Raw genomic sequence first — 14,004 nt, forward strand, 5'->3', positions numbered from 1 at the left:
TGCCGCCCGCGGCGCGAAACGACACAGACGGGCGCGCGGGCGCACGGAAGTGATCACCGTGTGAAAAGGAGATCGCCAAATCGGCGCCCTCCTGTTCACGCTCCGGGCGCTGATCGCGCCGGGGCGGTCGGCTGCGCCATCATCACCGCGAGATGCTGGACACGAAACAGAGCGAGGCCGCGCCGCCGCAGGACGAGCCGCGCGGATGCCTCTTCGCCCTCTCCCAGCCACCGCTGATGATCTTCCTTGCGGTGATCGGGTGTCTGCTGCTCATGGCCGCGCTGCACGACCTGCTGCTGCTCTGAGCCGTACCCGCGGTCCCCCGGCGCCACCCGCCGGGGGACCGCGTCGACACCCGGGCGGCCCGCACGGGCCGCACCCGCCCGGCGCCGCGCCGTCGGGAGCGACTCTCAGCCCGCCGCTTCTTTCCGCCGAGCCCGGTAGGCGGCGACATGGAGGCGGTTACCGCAGGTACGACTGTCGCAGTAGCGGCGCGAACGGTTGCGGGAGAGGTCGACGAAGGCGCGTCGGCAGTCGGGCGCCTCGCAGCGGCGCAGTCGCTCCTGTTCCCCGGCCACCACGAAGAACGCCAGCGCCATGCCGCAGTCGGCCGCCAGATGGTCCGCGACGGAGGCACCTGGCGCGAAGTAGTGCACATGCCAGTCGTAGCCGTCGTGGTCGGTGAGCCTCGGAGTGGTTCCGGCCGCGGCGACCAGCTCGTTGATCAGCCCCGCAGCGGTACGGGCGTCGGGGGCAGCGAAGATCCGGGCGAACCGCCCGCGGATCTTGCGCACCGCCGAGAGGTCGAGCTCGGACAGCACACCGACATCACTGATCGCATGACCGCGCACGAACTCCGCGAGGGCGCCGAGGTCCGCCAGCCCGTCGGGGGTCGTCTCGTCCTCCGGTGCGGTGTTCACCAGATCCACCACGGCATCGAGGGCACACCGGGTGTCGTGGGTGATCAACACGATTCGCTCCCTGGCCTGAGGACGGGCGGGTGCCCGCCGATGCTGGCCGATGGTAGCCGTACCGGCGAGCGGAGCCACCGGATCCCGGCCGCGGATCGCGGCGACCGCACACGCCGACGCCGCACCACCGATCGTACGGATCGGTGGTGCGGCGTCGGCGACTGGCGTAGGGGGCCGTACCGCCGCGGACCGTCTCCCCGAGTGGACGGTGCCGGGCGGTGCGCTGGGGACCGTGCTCTAGCTCTCCGCCAGAATGTGCGACAACTCCTGATCCAGATCGAAGTGCCGGTGCTCCGTGCCGGGGGGCACGGCGGCGTCGGTGCGCTTCAGGAAGGACTCCAGTGCCCGCGCCGGGGCTTCGAGCAGGGCCTCGCCCTCCGGGGAGCTCAGGGCGATGCAGACGACGCCCTGGCCGTGACTGCGCGACGGCCAGACGCGGACGTCGCCGGTGCCGGTGGGCCGGTGCAGGCCCTCGGCGAGGAGGTCGCGGGCGAACACCCACTCGACGGTCTCCTCGGCTCCGGTGTGGAAGGTGGCGTGCACGGCGTAGGGGTCGGCCGTGTCGTACCGCAGGCCTGCGGGGACAGGCAGGGAGGACTCGCTCGACACAACGAGGCGCAGGTGCAGCTCGCAGCTGACCGTGGTGTTCATAAGCGCCAGGGCCTTTCGCTCAGTGTGCGCTCGGGGATTCGCACGTCGGCGAAATCGACATGCCACCTACGGTGCCGTTGTAAACCCCTCTGAGTGTTTTGCGTGTCTTTACGTACCTCGTCCGGCGGAGGGTGCGTTCTCCGGGTACGACCATTCCGGTGAGCAGTTTCTCTCGGGTAGGGTTTGGTCGTATGAATACGGGGAGTGACCGGTTCGGCGAGGGTGCCATGACCGTGGACGACGTGAAGGCGGGCAGCGCGACGGAGGAGCGGGAAGAGACCGAGGGGCTCGGCTCCCGGGCGCCGGAGTTCGTCAAGGCGCGCCGGGTGCTCCACCTCAGCTGGCAGGTCGGCGTGTTCGTCGTCGGCCTGGCGGTGGTGGGCGCCGGCGTCATCATGCTGCCGCTGCCCGGACCCGGGTGGGTCGTGATCTTCGGTGGCATGGCGATCTGGGCGACCGAGTTCGTCTGGGCCCAGCTCGTGCTGCGCTGGACCAAACGCAAGGTGACCGAGGCGGCCCAGCGTGCCCTCGACCCCAAGGTGCGCCGCCGCAACCTGATCCTGACCGCGCTCGGCCTCGTCATCGTGGGCGTGATCACCGGCGTCTACGTGTGGAAGTTCGGGTTCGTCATGCCGTGGAAGATCGAGAACCAGTGAGCCCGGCGGACGCCCCGCCCGCCCGCCCCTGGTCACAGGCACCCCGTGACATGGGGTAATGTTCTTCCTGCGCCCGGGCGATTAGCTCAGTGGGAGAGCGCTTCGTTCACACCGAAGAGGTCACTGGTTCGAACCCAGTATCGCCCACCCGGACCGTCGGCCCGTCTGCCCCTCGGCAGGCGGGCCGACGGCGTTTCTCCCCGCTCTTCGGGCGTGGGGGCTCGCGTTCGGCGCCGTAGGCGTAGGCGACGCCGGCGGCTTGGACGCGCGCCGGAAAATCCCTTGGACCCGCGCCCGCCGGAGCCTCCCTCGATCGCGGGCTGTGGTCGCCGGGAGGGCGGACGAGGGCCGCATGGGCGGCCGACCGCGCGGAACGCCATGCGTCGGTGCTTCCGGCCCGCAGCGCACCCGTCTTCCCCAGGCCAGGGGCCGCCCCGTCCCGCCCGAGTCAGCGTGGAAACCCCGGCGTCATGCCTCGCCCACAACGGCCGCTCACCTGGCAGTTCCGCCGTCCACTTCCGCCCCCGGGGACCTCCTCCCGGCCCCCCCGGGGACCTCCTCCCGACCCCCCGGGACCTCACCGGCGCCCCGAGCCCTCGCGTTGCCCGGCGCCGCCCCCTCTTCCTCGGTTTTCCGCCGGCGCCTCAACTCGACGAGCGCGTTCGGTACTTCGACCACGCATCGCTCACCTGCACGTTCTCCGTCCCGGTCGACCGGCCCCGCCGCCCCGGCGCTCGCCCCTCGCCGCCCGGGCCCGCGAGAAATTCCTGTCCGAATCATTGACGCTCTCCCCACCCCTACGTACCTTGTGCCAGCAAGCGCTTTCTTGAAACGATTCATGCAGCGAGGACGCTGCGGGGAGGGGCCCGACCGTGGGAACCAGCAGGAGTGTTGAGAGGCGGACGATCCTGAAGGCGGCCGGGGCGTCCGTGGCCACGCTGGGGCTGGCCGCCACGGCCGGCTGCGGTGGGGACGGTGACACGTCGTCCGACGGGACGGTGACGATCCGTTACGCATGGTGGGGTGCGGAGGACCGTGCCCAGCGCATCAACAAGACCATCGCGCTCTTCGAGAAGAAGTACCCGAAGATCAAGGTCAAGACCGACTTCCAGCCGTACACGGATTTCTGGAAGAAGTTCAACACCCAGGCCTCCGGGGGGAATCCGCCGGACGTCTTTCAGAATGCCATTGGATTCCTGCGCAAATACGACGCGAAGAATGTGCTCCTGGACCTCGGTGAGCAGGTGAAGGCGGGCAACCTCTCCATGGACGGTTTCCGCGCGGGTCTGGAGAAGTTCGGCGAGATCGACGGCAAGCTGCTCGGTGTCCCGGTCGGCTCCAACTCCATGGCCCTGGTCATCGACAAGCCCGTCTACACCAGGGCCGGCGTCACCCCGGAGCAGGGCTGGACCTGGGACGACTACCACGCGGCGATGGCGAAGATCCGCGACAAGTCGGGCCGCGCCGGCGACACCGGCCCGTACAACATCATGTACCTCTACGACCTCTACCTGCGCCAGAACGGCAAGGCGTTCTTCACCGAGGACGGACTGGGCTTCGCCGAACCGGATCTGACGGACTGGTGGACGAAGGCCGAGGCGGGCGTCAAGCAGGGCCTGTACGCCGACCAGAAGAAGGTTGCCCAGATCAAGCCCAAGTCGGCGGTCGCGGCCGGCCTCGCCGGCGGCGAGTTCACCTGGGACAACTTCACCGTCCGCTACACCTCCGAGGGCAAGAGCGAGTACGGCCTGGCCCCCATCCCGACCACGGACGGCAAGAAGACCGGCCAGTACCTCGGCTCGCTGATGCTGAGCGCCTCCAAGCGCACCAAACACCCCAAGGAGGTCGCCCAGTTCATCAGCTTCATGGTCCACGATCCCGAGGTCGCCAGGATCATGGGGTACGACCGCGGGGTGCCCGCCACCCAGGCCCAGTACGACGCGTTCCAGCCCACCGACCCGGTGAACAAGGCGATCGCCGAGTACGAGCAGTCCCTGGTCGAGGCCGGTGTCCTGGAGCCCATCACCCCGCACCCGAACGGCGCGGACATCTGCGAGGCCGCGTTCCTGCGCATCGGTGAGGAAGTGGGGCTGGGCAGCCGCTCGGTGGACGACGCCGTCAAGCAGTTCTTCAGCGAGTCGAAGACGGCTCTCGGCAACTGATGGGATCCACCGTGACGCACGCCCCTGCCACGGAGAGCCCGACCCGGCGCTCCGAGCCGCGGCACGGTCCGGTGACGTCCGCGCGCCCCGCCGACGCCAAGCGGCGGGGCCGTCGGGAGACCCTGGCCGGCTATCTGTTCATGTCCCCCTGGATCGCCGGCTTCCTGCTGCTCACAGCGGGCCCGATGGTCGCCTCCCTCTACTTCGCGTTCACCGACTACAACCTGTTCGACAGCCCCCGGTGGATCGGCCTGGACAACTTCTCCGAGATGTTCGGGGACCCGCGCTGGCGCCACTCGGTGCGGGTGACGCTGTGGTACGTCGCCGTCGGGACGCCGCTGAAGCTGCTGCTGGCGCTCGGCGTGGCGCTGCTGCTGGCGCAGAAGCGGCGCGGACAGGCCTTCTACCGGGCTGCCTTCTACGCGCCGTCGCTGATCGGCGCGAGCGTCTCGGTCGCCATCGTCTGGAAGGCGATCTTCTCAGACGACGCGGTCGTCGACCGCGCGCAGCAGGTCTTCGGCATCGACGCCGGCGGCTGGACCGGCGACCCGGACCTCATCCTCTACAGCCTGGTGGCACTGACCGTCTGGCAGTTCGGCGCCCCCATGGTCATCTTCCTGGCCGGCCTCAAGCAGGTCCCGCGCGAGCTGTACGAGGCGGCCGAGGTCGACGGGGCGGGCCGGCTGAGGCGGTTCTGGAACATCACCCTGCCGATGATCTCCCCCGTGCTGTTCTTCAACGTCCTGCTGGAGACCATCCACTCCTTCCAGATCTTCAGCTCGGCGTACATCGTCGGCGGCGGTGCCGGAGGCAACGCCTGCGGTCCCGCCGACGGTTCGATGGTCTATACCTGCTACCTCTACGTTCAGGGCTTCGAGAACAGCCGGATGGGCCTGGCCTCCGCCATGGCCTGGATGCTCCTGGTCGCGGTCGCCCTGGTGACGGCGGTGCTGTTCTGGTCCCAGAAGCGCTGGGTCCACTACGAGGAGGGCGCCCGATGAGCTCCCCCGATCTCTCGACCCCGCTGGACCCGCGGGTCCCCCCACCGGCCACCGGGAGGGCGCCTGCCCCCGCCCGGGCCGCCGGGCTGCGCCGGAAGCTGTCCGGCTCCCTCGCCTGGCACCTCGGGTCGCTGGCGATCCTCGCCGTGATCCTCTACCCGGTGATCTGGGTCGTCGGCGGGTCCTTCAAGAAGAGCGAGGACGTCGTCGGCAGCCTCGACCTCTTCCCGAGCGACCCGATCACCACCAACTACACCAGCCTCGCCGACGGCATCGCGGACATCTCGATCTCCACGTTCTTCCTGAACTCGATCTTCCTGGCGGTCGGCTCGGTGGCCGGGATCCTGATCTCCTGCTCCCTGACGGCCTACGCCTTCGCGAAGATCCGGTTCGCGGGCCGCAACCTGCTGTTCACGCTCATGATCGGCACGCTGTTGCTGCCGTACCACGTCCTGCTCATCCCGCAGTACGTGCTCTTCCGCAACATGGGCCTGATCAACACGTACACCCCGCTGCTGCTCGGCAAGTACCTGGCCACGGAGGCGTTCTTCGTCTTCCTGATGGTGCAGTTCATGCGCAACCTGCCCAAGGAACTCGACGAGGCCGCCCGCCTCGACGGCTGCGGGCACCTGCGGATCTACTGGTCGATCGTGCTGCCGCTGTGCCGCCCGGCGCTGATCACCAGCGCGATCTTCACCTTCATCAACGCCTGGAACGACTTCATGGGACCGCTGATCTACCTCAACGAGCCCGACAAGTACACCGTCTCCCTGGGGCTGAAGATGTTCGTGGACCAGGAGGGCGTGGCCAACTACGGCGGGATGATCGCCATGTCGCTGGTCGCCCTGCTGCCGGTGCTCGCCTTCTTCCTGGCCTTCCAGCGCTATCTCATCGACGGCATGGCCACCTCCGGGCTGAAGGGCTGAGGTGAGCCGCCGCATGGGCCGGGCCCGGGTGAGAGCACACGAGGAGTCACCGTTCGCCGAGCGGTTCGCCGAGCGGTTCGCCGTCTTCGCCGAGGCACTGCTGACCGGTGTGTGGATCGCCATCGCCTCGCTGGGCGTGGTGACCTACCCGGCCGCCTTCGCCGCCGGCGCCCGGCACCTGCGCCGCCGTACCGGCCATCAGAACGGCGGTTGGCGGGAGTTCGCCGCCGACTTCCGGACCGCCGTGCGCGGCGGCTGGCTGGTCGGGGCGGCCGGCTGGGCGGCGCTGGCCGCGGTCCGGGTGGACGTCCAGGCCGTGGAGGCCGGTCTGCCCGGCGGTCCGCTGGTCGGGGCGGTCGGCGTGGTCGCGCTGATCGGCGCGCTGGTGGCCGGGTTGCGTGCGGCCGCCGTCTGGACCCCGGACGCCCGCTGGCGTGCCCTGCTCGCGGACGCGGGCCGCCGGACCGTCCTCGACCCGGCCGGGTCCTTCCTGATCGTCGGCGGCCTGGCCGTCGTCGCCGTCTCCACCTGGTTCGCCGCGCCGCTGGCGGTCCCCGTCCTGGGGGCAGTCGCGGCGGCCGCCGTCGCCGTGGAGGAGCGGTACCGGCACCGCTGACCGGCCGCCCCTTACCGGACCGGGCCGGCGCCCCGCGCGCCGCGCCTTCCCCTGTCATGCCCCTGACCAGCAGTTCCAGGTCGTGCCCCGCACGCACCCCTCCCGCACGGAAAGGAAAGGCAGACCTTCCATGACTCCCATGCCCCGCAGGTCCCTGCTCAAGGCCGCCGCGGTCACCGGCGCCGCCGCCCAGTTCAGCTGGGCGCTGGGGAACAACCCCGCGCAGGCCGCGCCGAGCGCCGGATCCGCCGACCAGGACCCGGTCACCCTCGACTGGCTGGAGGACGGCGGCCTCGGCGCCGCCCCCGGCTCCACGCTCGGCGTGCCCTGGCCGATGGGCGCCCACCAGCCGGACCAGGCCTTCGCTCTCACGGACGCCGACGGCAAGGCCGTTCCCGTGCAGTCCTGGCCGATCGCCTACTGGCCCGACGGCTCCCTGAAGTGGTCCGCCCACGCCGTCAGTTCCGGCTCCGGCAAGCTCACCCTGACCACCGGCACCCCCGCGGCCCCCGCCAACGAGGTCACCGTCGACCAACGGGGCGGCACCATCGACGTCTCCACCGGCGTCATCACCGTCAGGATCGGCAAGAACGGCGCCGGGATCGTCAAGTCCGTCACCCGCGGCTCCACCGAGATCGCCAGGAACGGCCGGCTCGTCCTCGTCCGCCAGCCCGAGATCGAGGACGGCGATCAGGGCACCGTGAAGACCGAGCGCTTCGACGGCGCCATCGACGAGGTCACCGTGGAACAGGAGGGCCCGGTCCGCGCCGTCGTCCGCGTCGACGGCAAGCACCGCAAGGGCAACCGGAGCTGGCTGCCGTTCTCCATCCGCCTGTACTTCTACGCCGGCGCCGACTCCTTCCGCATGGTCCACACCATCACCTACGACGGGAAGCAGGAGCCCGGCAAGGCCAGTGGCGACTTCGTCCGAGGCCTCGGCGTCCGCTTCACCGTCCCGCTGCGCGACGAGGCCTACGACCGCCACATCCGCATCGGCGGCGAGGGCACCGGCCTGCTGCGCGAGGCCGTCAAGGGCATCACCGGCCTGCGCCGCGACCCGGGCGCGGCCGTCCAGGCCGCCCAGTTCAAGGGCGAGAAACTGCCCGACCCGGCCACCTGGGACCAGCGGGTCACCAGCCGGCTGCAGTACATCCCCGAGTGGGGCGACTACACCCTGTCCCAGCTGTCCGCCGACGGCTTCACCGTGCGCAAGCGCACCAAGAAGGGCCACGGCTGGATCGCCGCCGGCGGCGGCAGGCGCGCCTCCGGCTTCGGCTACGTCGGCGGTGCGAGCGGCGGACTCTCCTTCGGTCTCAGGGACTTCTGGGAGAAGTTCCCCGCCCAGCTCGACATCCGCGACGCCCAGACCGACGAGGCCCACGTCACCCTCTGGCTCTGGTCGCCCGAGGCCCAGCCCATGGACCTGCGCTTCTACCACGACGGGATGGGCCAGGACACCTACCCCGAGCAGCTCGAAGGGCTCAACATCACCTACGAGGACTACGAGCCCGGCTTCGGCACCCCCTACGGCATCGCCCGCACCTCCGAACTCCTCTTCTGGGCCAACGAGTCCACCCCCGCCCCCGAGAAGCTCGCCGAACAGGCCGAGGCCGTCCGGGTGCTGCCCCAGCTCGCCGCACCACCCCGGCAGCTGATCAAGGCCCAGGTCTTCGGCCCCGGCCTCTACTCCGAGCCGGACCGCTCCACGCCCGCCAAGGCGAAGATCGAGGACCACCTCGACTTCCTCTTCACCTACTACAAGGACCAGGTGGAGCAGCGCCGCTGGTACGGCTTCTGGGACTACGGCGACATCATGCACTCGTACGACGAGGCACGGCACCAGTGGCGCTACGACGTCGGCGGCTACGCGTGGGACAACTCCGAACTCTCGCCCGACCTCTGGCTCTGGTTCGCCTACCTGCGCTCCGGCCGCTCCGACCTGTTCCGCTTCGCCGAGGCCATGACCCGGCACACCGGGGAGGTCGACGTCTACCACCTCGGCAAGTGGGCCGGCCTCGGCACCCGGCACGGCGTGCAGCACTACGCCGACAGCGCCAAGCAGCAGCGCATCGCCAACACCACCTACCGCCGCTACTACTACTTCCTCACCGCCGACGAACGCGTCGGCGACCTCATGCACGCCAACGTCGACTCCGACGAGACCTTCCTCGTCCTCGATCCCATCCGCAAGATCCGCACCGAGCCCTACACCCCCGACCGGCACGCCCTGTCGATCGGCTTCGGCACCGACTGGAGCGGCCTGGTCTCCGCCTGGCTCACCGAGTGGGAGCGCAAGGGCCCCAAGTGGGAGAAGGCCAGGGCGCGCGTGCTGTCCACCATGGAGACCATCGCCGCCCAGCCCAACGGCTTCGTGCAGGGCAGCGGCCTCTACGACCTGGACACCGGCCGGTTCGCCGTCGCCGGGACACCCGAGGTCAACGTCTCACACCTGTCGGCCGTCTTCGGCCTCGGTGAGCTGTGCGCCGAGCTGATCCACCTGGTCGACATGCCGAAGTTCAAGGAGGCCTACCTCGACTACTGCCGCTACTACAACGCGAGCAAGGCGGAGCAGGCCGCCCGCTACGGCAAGAACTTCGGCACCCTGCTCCTGTTCCAGGGCCACTCGCGGCTCGACGCGTACGCCGCCGTGCAGACCGGCGACGCCACGCTCGCCGAGCGCGCGTGGCGGCAGTTCTACAACAGCCGGGACACCTGGGACTACAAGGAGTCCAACGACTGGAGGACGGTGAAGGTCGACGGCCCCACCGCCCTCGTGGGCGGCAGCGAGGTGCCCTGGATCAGCACCAACGCCACCGCCCTCTACGGCCTCGCCGCCATCGAGAACCTGGCGATGCTGGGCGACAAGATGCCGTCGTAGCCCGTCAGTTCATCCTCCCCAGCGCCTCCCGCACCCGCCGGACGTCCCGGATGCGCTGCTCGTACGTCGCACCGGCGGCGAGCAGTAGCAGCCCGGCGAGGGCGGGCGGCACCCAGCGGGGCAGCCCGTCGGCGACCTGGACCAGATAGGGCGCCAGCTCGTGCAGCGCGTCCAGCACCAGCACCGCACCGCCGAGCACCAGCGGCGCACGCAGCCGGTGCCGGGCGCCGAGCAGGGTGACCGCCAGCGCCGCGCTACCCAGCAGCAGGGGACGGGTCCACCCCGCGTCGGTCCAGGCGGCTCCGAGGCTCGGCACCAGCGTGACGGCCAGCCCGGGGCCGTACGCCGGCCACGACCCGAGTCGCGGCTCCCGCCGCCTGCGCCGGACGCCGACCAGCAGCGCCGGCACGGTCACCGGCAGTGTGTACGCCTCCGGCGTGCCCACGTCCCACGCCGCCAGCCGGACCCAGGACGCCAGCAGGAACAGCACGGCCGCCGCGTAACCGGCCTGACGGCGGTCCGGGCGGGCCGCCGTCCCCGCCGCCACCACCCCGAGCAGCGACAGGACCAGCGCCAGCACCGGCGCGTCGGTCACCGCCAGACCGACCGCGACGGCCCCGGCCGCGGCGCCCGCGCTCTCGACCCCGAGCCCGGTCACTGCGCCGGCCCGCGCCGCGAGCGGCGCGCACGCCGCCGGTACGGCCAGCACCAGCAGGGCCGTGTGCGGCGCGGACCAGCCCGCGGCGGCACCCGTGGCACAGGCCAGGGCCGTCGCGTACACCACGGCGGCCGGAGCGGTGAGCGGGGAACGGCGCACCGACCCCGACGCCACCGCGCACAGCACGGCCAGGGCGGACAGCACCGCCAACGTCGCCGTACGGTCGGCCAGGGCCAGGAACGCCAGGTCGACGGAGGTGATCAGCGCCAGGACCGTACCGGCCCGCGGATGCGGCAGACGACCCTCCAGGGCGAGCAGCGCCGCCGTCGCCGCACCGAGCAGCGCCAGGCCGGCCGGGTACGGGAGCGCCAGGACCGCCGGGAGACCGAGCACCGCCGTCCAGCCCAGCACCACCGCACCGGTCGACGCCCAGGACCGTTCCCCCGCCCGGCGCGCCGACAGCGCCGCGACACCCGCGAGGACCACCAGCACGACCAGCGCCTGCGGCGCGTACGGCGGCCACGGCGTGAGCACCGTCACCGCCTCGCGCGCGTCCCCCGGCCCGCCCGACCACGGCCGCTGCGCCCACCCGAGCGGACCTGTCACCACCACCAGGACCAGCGGCAGCGCCCACAGCAGCGACAGCGCCTGCACGGCCGCGCCGGCACCCACCAGCCCCCGCCGCACCGCCTCCGGCAACCACACCCGGGCCACGCCCGTCAGAGCGGCCCCACCCGCCAGGGCGACCGCGCACACCAGATGTGCCGGCACCGCCCAGCCTCCGGGCAGCGACACCCGCAGCAGCCCGCCCAGCGCCACGACCAGGAGGAGACCGCCGGACAGAGCCGTACCGGCGGCCACACGGAACGCGGGGGAGGGGCCGGACATCCCCGGCGGGACGGCCCGCGGTGGGACGGTCCCCGGTGGGACGGCCCCCGCGGAGGACGGCGCACCCGCCGCACCCTTCAGCCGCTCCGAACCGCGCGCCGTGCGGTGGGCGGCACCCACCGCGACCATCGACGCGAAGCCCAGCAGCGCCGCCGCACCGGCAGCCGCCCCCGGACCGTCCGCCGTCCACGACAGCCGGAGCGCGATCAGGGCACCCCCGCCGCCCAGCAGGCCCGCGCCCGCCACCGCCACGATCCGCGGTGCCCCGAACGACACCGCGGACCCGGAGCGCTCGCGCACCGCCACCACGGCGTCCGCCGCGGCTGTCACCAGCAGCACGGCGGAGATCCCGTACGCCTCCGCGTCCACCGCCAACGCCCCGAGCAGCAGCGGGAACTGAGCGGCGGTCAGGGCCGCCGGGCGCGGCAGCCGCAGGTCGGCCGACACCGCCCCGTACCCCGTCCACAGCGTCGCGAGCACCGCCGCCGAGACCGCCGCGTACGCCGTGCCGTCCGTCCCGCCGAGCGCCGCCTCGTGCAGCGCGTAGGCGTCCAGCACCGTCAGCGCCAGCCCCAGACCGGCCACCGACTCCGCCGTCGAACGCAGCCCCCGGCGCAGCAGGAACAGCGGCGCGGCCAGCACCGCCGCCGTCACCGCACCGAGCACCGTCGCCCGCCCGGCGATCCCCAGGTCACCCCAGCTGAGCAGGGTGAACGCCGCCGCGGCGACCGTCAGCAGTACGCCGCCGAGGACCAGCAGCACGTTCTGCACCCGGGGTGCCGACGCCTCGGGGCGCGGCGGCGCCGACGGTGCCGGCCCGGCCAGGGGCCGCGGGGCCACCGCGTACAGAGCCGCGACCAGCTGGGCGCGTCGGGCCAGCAACTGGCCGCGCCGCGCGTCCAGTTGCCGCAGCTCGGCATCGAGGAGCCGCAGCTCCTCGGCCGGGGGCGGAAAGGTTGTCATGCTTCGGAGTGTGGCCCGCGCCACGGCGCCCGCCATGAGTACGCGTACTCACCGCCTACTCGGATCCCGTCACGGATCGCCGCGCGCGGGCACACTCTGCCCATGGACTGGACCCACTACCGCTTCCTCAGCCGCTGGTCCCTGCCCGCCCCCGCCGCCACCGTCTACAGCGCCCTGGAACGGGCCGAGGACTACCCGCGGTGGTGGCCCCAGGTGCGGGAGGTCAGCCGCCTCGACGACACCGCCGGCATCCTCCGCATCCGCTCCCTGCTGCCCTACGACCTCACCTTCACCGCCCGCCGGACCCGCCGGGACCCCGCCGCGGGAGTGCTGGAGGTCGCCCTGAGCGGCGACATCGACGGCTGGGCCCGCTGGACCGTCACTCCTCGGGCCACCGGCACGCTCGCCCGCTACGAGCAGGTCGTCGACGTGCACAAGCCCCTGCTCAGGCGGCTCGCCGTGCCCGGCCGGCCGCTCTTCCGCGCCAACCACCGGCTGATGATGCGGGCCGGCCGACGCGGACTGACCGCCCACCTCGCCGCCCGCTGACCGGGCACCGCCCAGCGGTTTGAACGAACCCCGCCAGGACCTGTATCGTTCAGTTCGTTCCCGGGCGATTAGCTCAGTGGGAGAGCGCTTCGTTCACACCGAAGAGGTCACTGGTTCGAACCCAGTATCGCCCACCGGGAAAAGCCGGTCCGCACCAGCGGGCCGGCCTTTTCGTTTCCCCGGCCCCTCACGCCGCCGCCGGCAGCTCCGGCCGCACCGGCCACGCCGGATCCACCGTCTCCTCCTGACCGCTGCGCGCGAACCACGCCTGCAACCCGCGCGCCTGCGCCGCGTGCCAGCCCGTCTGCAGGGTGTGCAGCTCCGCCGGCGACAGCCGCTCCAGCCGGGCCGCGAAACGGCGCCCCAGAGCGCGGACCACCTCCAGCGCGGCCAGCGCGTCCGCCGCCGCGTCGTGCGCGTCGGACAACGCCACCCCGTACTGCTCGCACAGGTCCGTCAGCGTGCGCCGTCCCTTGCGGTACCGGTCCAGATGCTTGTCCAGCACTCGCGGGTCCAGCACTGTCAGCGGCGACGACTCCAGCCAGCGGCCCAGCGGCGACGCGCGGTGCCGGCGCAGCTCGCGATCGAGCAACGTCAGGTCGAACGGTGCGTTCATCACCACCAACGGCCGCCCCGCGGCGGCCTGTTCGGCCAGCAGCTCGGCTATCTCGTACATCACCGGGGCCGGCCACCTGCCGTTGCGCTGCAGGTGATCCTCCGTCAGCCCGTGCACCGCCGTCGCCGCCTCGGGCACCGGCACACCCGGGTTCACCAGCCACCGGGTCACCCGCGGCCGGCCGCCGGCCGCGTCCTGGACGACGAGCGCGGCCGACACGATCCGGTCGCTCTCGACGTCCACTCCAGTCGTCTCCGTGTCGAACGCCGCCAAGGCGCCCTCGTACCAGCACGCCATACCAACACAACCCCTCGTTCAACCACGGCAGCTGACGCACCGCCCGCTGCCCGGTCTGGTGATACCCGCCCCGTTTGCGCCGTACGCCGGACGGACACAACAGGAGTACGAGTCACCGCAGTTCAGCGATGCGACGCGGGGCTCGCCGGCCCGGTTCCGGGCATCTCACCTG

Annotated in this window: 12 protein-coding genes and 2 tRNA genes; 10 read left to right on the forward strand and 4 right to left on the reverse strand. The window is 71.8% G+C overall.

Annotated features, from left to right (window positions below):
• The first annotated feature begins 152 nt into the window (after positions 1–152).
• On the forward strand, positions 153–305 hold the full coding sequence (locus AC3ET3_RS10340; RefSeq protein ID WP_432134446.1) for a hypothetical protein: 153 nt from the start codon (positions 153–155) through the stop codon (positions 303–305).
• Between the two features lie 105 nt (positions 306–410).
• On the opposite strand, the gene AC3ET3_RS10345 is transcribed toward AC3ET3_RS10340, so the two are convergent.
• Positions 411–971: a CGNR zinc finger domain-containing protein gene (locus tag AC3ET3_RS10345; protein WP_432134445.1), complete on the reverse strand. Its 561-nt coding sequence runs from the start codon at positions 969–971 to the stop codon at positions 411–413.
• A 237-nt stretch (positions 972–1,208) separates the two neighbouring features.
• On the reverse strand, positions 1,209–1,622 hold the full coding sequence (locus tag AC3ET3_RS10350) for an SsgA family sporulation/cell division regulator (protein WP_004002642.1): 414 nt from the start codon (positions 1,620–1,622) through the stop codon (positions 1,209–1,211).
• Between the two features lie 191 nt (positions 1,623–1,813).
• Between AC3ET3_RS10350 and AC3ET3_RS10355 the strand changes: the two genes are divergently transcribed.
• The 7 genes from AC3ET3_RS10355 (at position 1,814) to AC3ET3_RS10385 (ending at position 9,861) form a co-directional block, all read left to right on the forward strand.
• Positions 1,814–2,278, forward strand: coding sequence for a TIGR02611 family protein (locus AC3ET3_RS10355; protein WP_432134444.1), 465 nt, complete (start codon positions 1,814–1,816; stop codon positions 2,276–2,278).
• 75 nt (positions 2,279–2,353) lie between these two features.
• Positions 2,354–2,425: transfer RNA gene (locus AC3ET3_RS10360), tRNA-Val, on the forward strand.
• Positions 2,426–3,150: 725 nt separating this feature from the next.
• On the forward strand, positions 3,151–4,440 hold the full coding sequence (locus AC3ET3_RS10365) for an ABC transporter substrate-binding protein (protein WP_432134443.1): 1,290 nt from the start codon (positions 3,151–3,153) through the stop codon (positions 4,438–4,440).
• On the forward strand, positions 4,440–5,441 hold the full coding sequence (locus tag AC3ET3_RS10370) for a carbohydrate ABC transporter permease (RefSeq protein ID WP_432158852.1): 1,002 nt from the start codon (positions 4,440–4,442) through the stop codon (positions 5,439–5,441). Before AC3ET3_RS10365 ends, AC3ET3_RS10370 begins: the two co-directional genes overlap by 1 nt.
• The gene (locus tag AC3ET3_RS10375; protein WP_432134441.1) at positions 5,438–6,367 is read left to right on the forward strand and encodes a carbohydrate ABC transporter permease; all 930 of its coding nucleotides are present in this window, start codon (positions 5,438–5,440) and stop codon (positions 6,365–6,367) included. Before AC3ET3_RS10370 ends, AC3ET3_RS10375 begins: the two co-directional genes overlap by 4 nt.
• A 13-nt stretch (positions 6,368–6,380) precedes the next feature.
• Positions 6,381–6,983 (forward strand): hypothetical protein, encoded by a 603-nt coding sequence (locus AC3ET3_RS10380; protein WP_432134440.1) that lies wholly within the window; start codon positions 6,381–6,383, stop codon positions 6,981–6,983.
• Between the two features lie 130 nt (positions 6,984–7,113).
• Positions 7,114–9,861, forward strand: a complete 2,748-nt coding sequence (locus AC3ET3_RS10385; protein WP_435612004.1) for an exo-rhamnogalacturonan lyase family protein — start codon at positions 7,114–7,116, stop codon at positions 9,859–9,861.
• Positions 9,862–9,865: 4 nt separating this feature from the next.
• Here AC3ET3_RS10385 and AC3ET3_RS10390 read toward each other — a convergent pair whose 3' ends face one another.
• The gene (locus AC3ET3_RS10390; protein WP_435612005.1) at positions 9,866–12,370 is read right to left on the reverse strand and encodes an SCO7613 C-terminal domain-containing membrane protein; all 2,505 of its coding nucleotides are present in this window, start codon (positions 12,368–12,370) and stop codon (positions 9,866–9,868) included.
• A 102-nt stretch (positions 12,371–12,472) separates the two neighbouring features.
• Here AC3ET3_RS10390 and AC3ET3_RS10395 point away from each other — a divergent pair, with 102 nt between their 5' ends.
• Positions 12,473–12,919 (forward strand): SRPBCC family protein, encoded by a 447-nt coding sequence (locus AC3ET3_RS10395; RefSeq protein WP_432134437.1) that lies wholly within the window; start codon positions 12,473–12,475, stop codon positions 12,917–12,919.
• A 62-nt stretch (positions 12,920–12,981) separates the two neighbouring features.
• A tRNA-Val gene (locus AC3ET3_RS10400) sits at positions 12,982–13,053 on the forward strand.
• A 53-nt stretch (positions 13,054–13,106) separates the two neighbouring features.
• On the opposite strand, the gene AC3ET3_RS10405 is transcribed toward AC3ET3_RS10400, so the two are convergent.
• Positions 13,107–13,832: a 3'-5' exonuclease gene (locus AC3ET3_RS10405; RefSeq protein ID WP_432134436.1), complete on the reverse strand. Its 726-nt coding sequence runs from the start codon at positions 13,830–13,832 to the stop codon at positions 13,107–13,109.
• Positions 13,833–14,004: the final 172 nt, after the last annotated feature.

Source organism: Streptomyces sp. bgisy159, from assembly GCF_057707805.1.

Coding starts and splice junctions, on each gene's coding strand:
- AC3ET3_RS10395 (WP_432134437.1), top strand. CDS start 12,473: ATGGACTGGACCCACTACCGCTTCCTCAGCCGCTGGTCCCTGCCCGCC.
- AC3ET3_RS10390 (WP_435612005.1), bottom strand. CDS start 12,370: ATGACAACCTTTCCGCCCCCGGCCGAGGAGCTGCGGCTCCTCGATGCC.
- AC3ET3_RS10340 (WP_432134446.1), top strand. CDS start 153: ATGCTGGACACGAAACAGAGCGAGGCCGCGCCGCCGCAGGACGAGCCG.
- AC3ET3_RS10375 (WP_432134441.1), top strand. CDS start 5,438: ATGAGCTCCCCCGATCTCTCGACCCCGCTGGACCCGCGGGTCCCCCCA.
- AC3ET3_RS10380 (WP_432134440.1), top strand. CDS start 6,381: ATGGGCCGGGCCCGGGTGAGAGCACACGAGGAGTCACCGTTCGCCGAG.
- AC3ET3_RS10385 (WP_435612004.1), top strand. CDS start 7,114: ATGACTCCCATGCCCCGCAGGTCCCTGCTCAAGGCCGCCGCGGTCACC.
- AC3ET3_RS10405 (WP_432134436.1), bottom strand. CDS start 13,832: ATGGCGTGCTGGTACGAGGGCGCCTTGGCGGCGTTCGACACGGAGACG.
- AC3ET3_RS10370 (WP_432158852.1), top strand. CDS start 4,440: ATGGGATCCACCGTGACGCACGCCCCTGCCACGGAGAGCCCGACCCGG.
- AC3ET3_RS10350 (WP_004002642.1), bottom strand. CDS start 1,622: ATGAACACCACGGTCAGCTGCGAGCTGCACCTGCGCCTCGTTGTGTCG.
- AC3ET3_RS10355 (WP_432134444.1), top strand. CDS start 1,814: ATGAATACGGGGAGTGACCGGTTCGGCGAGGGTGCCATGACCGTGGAC.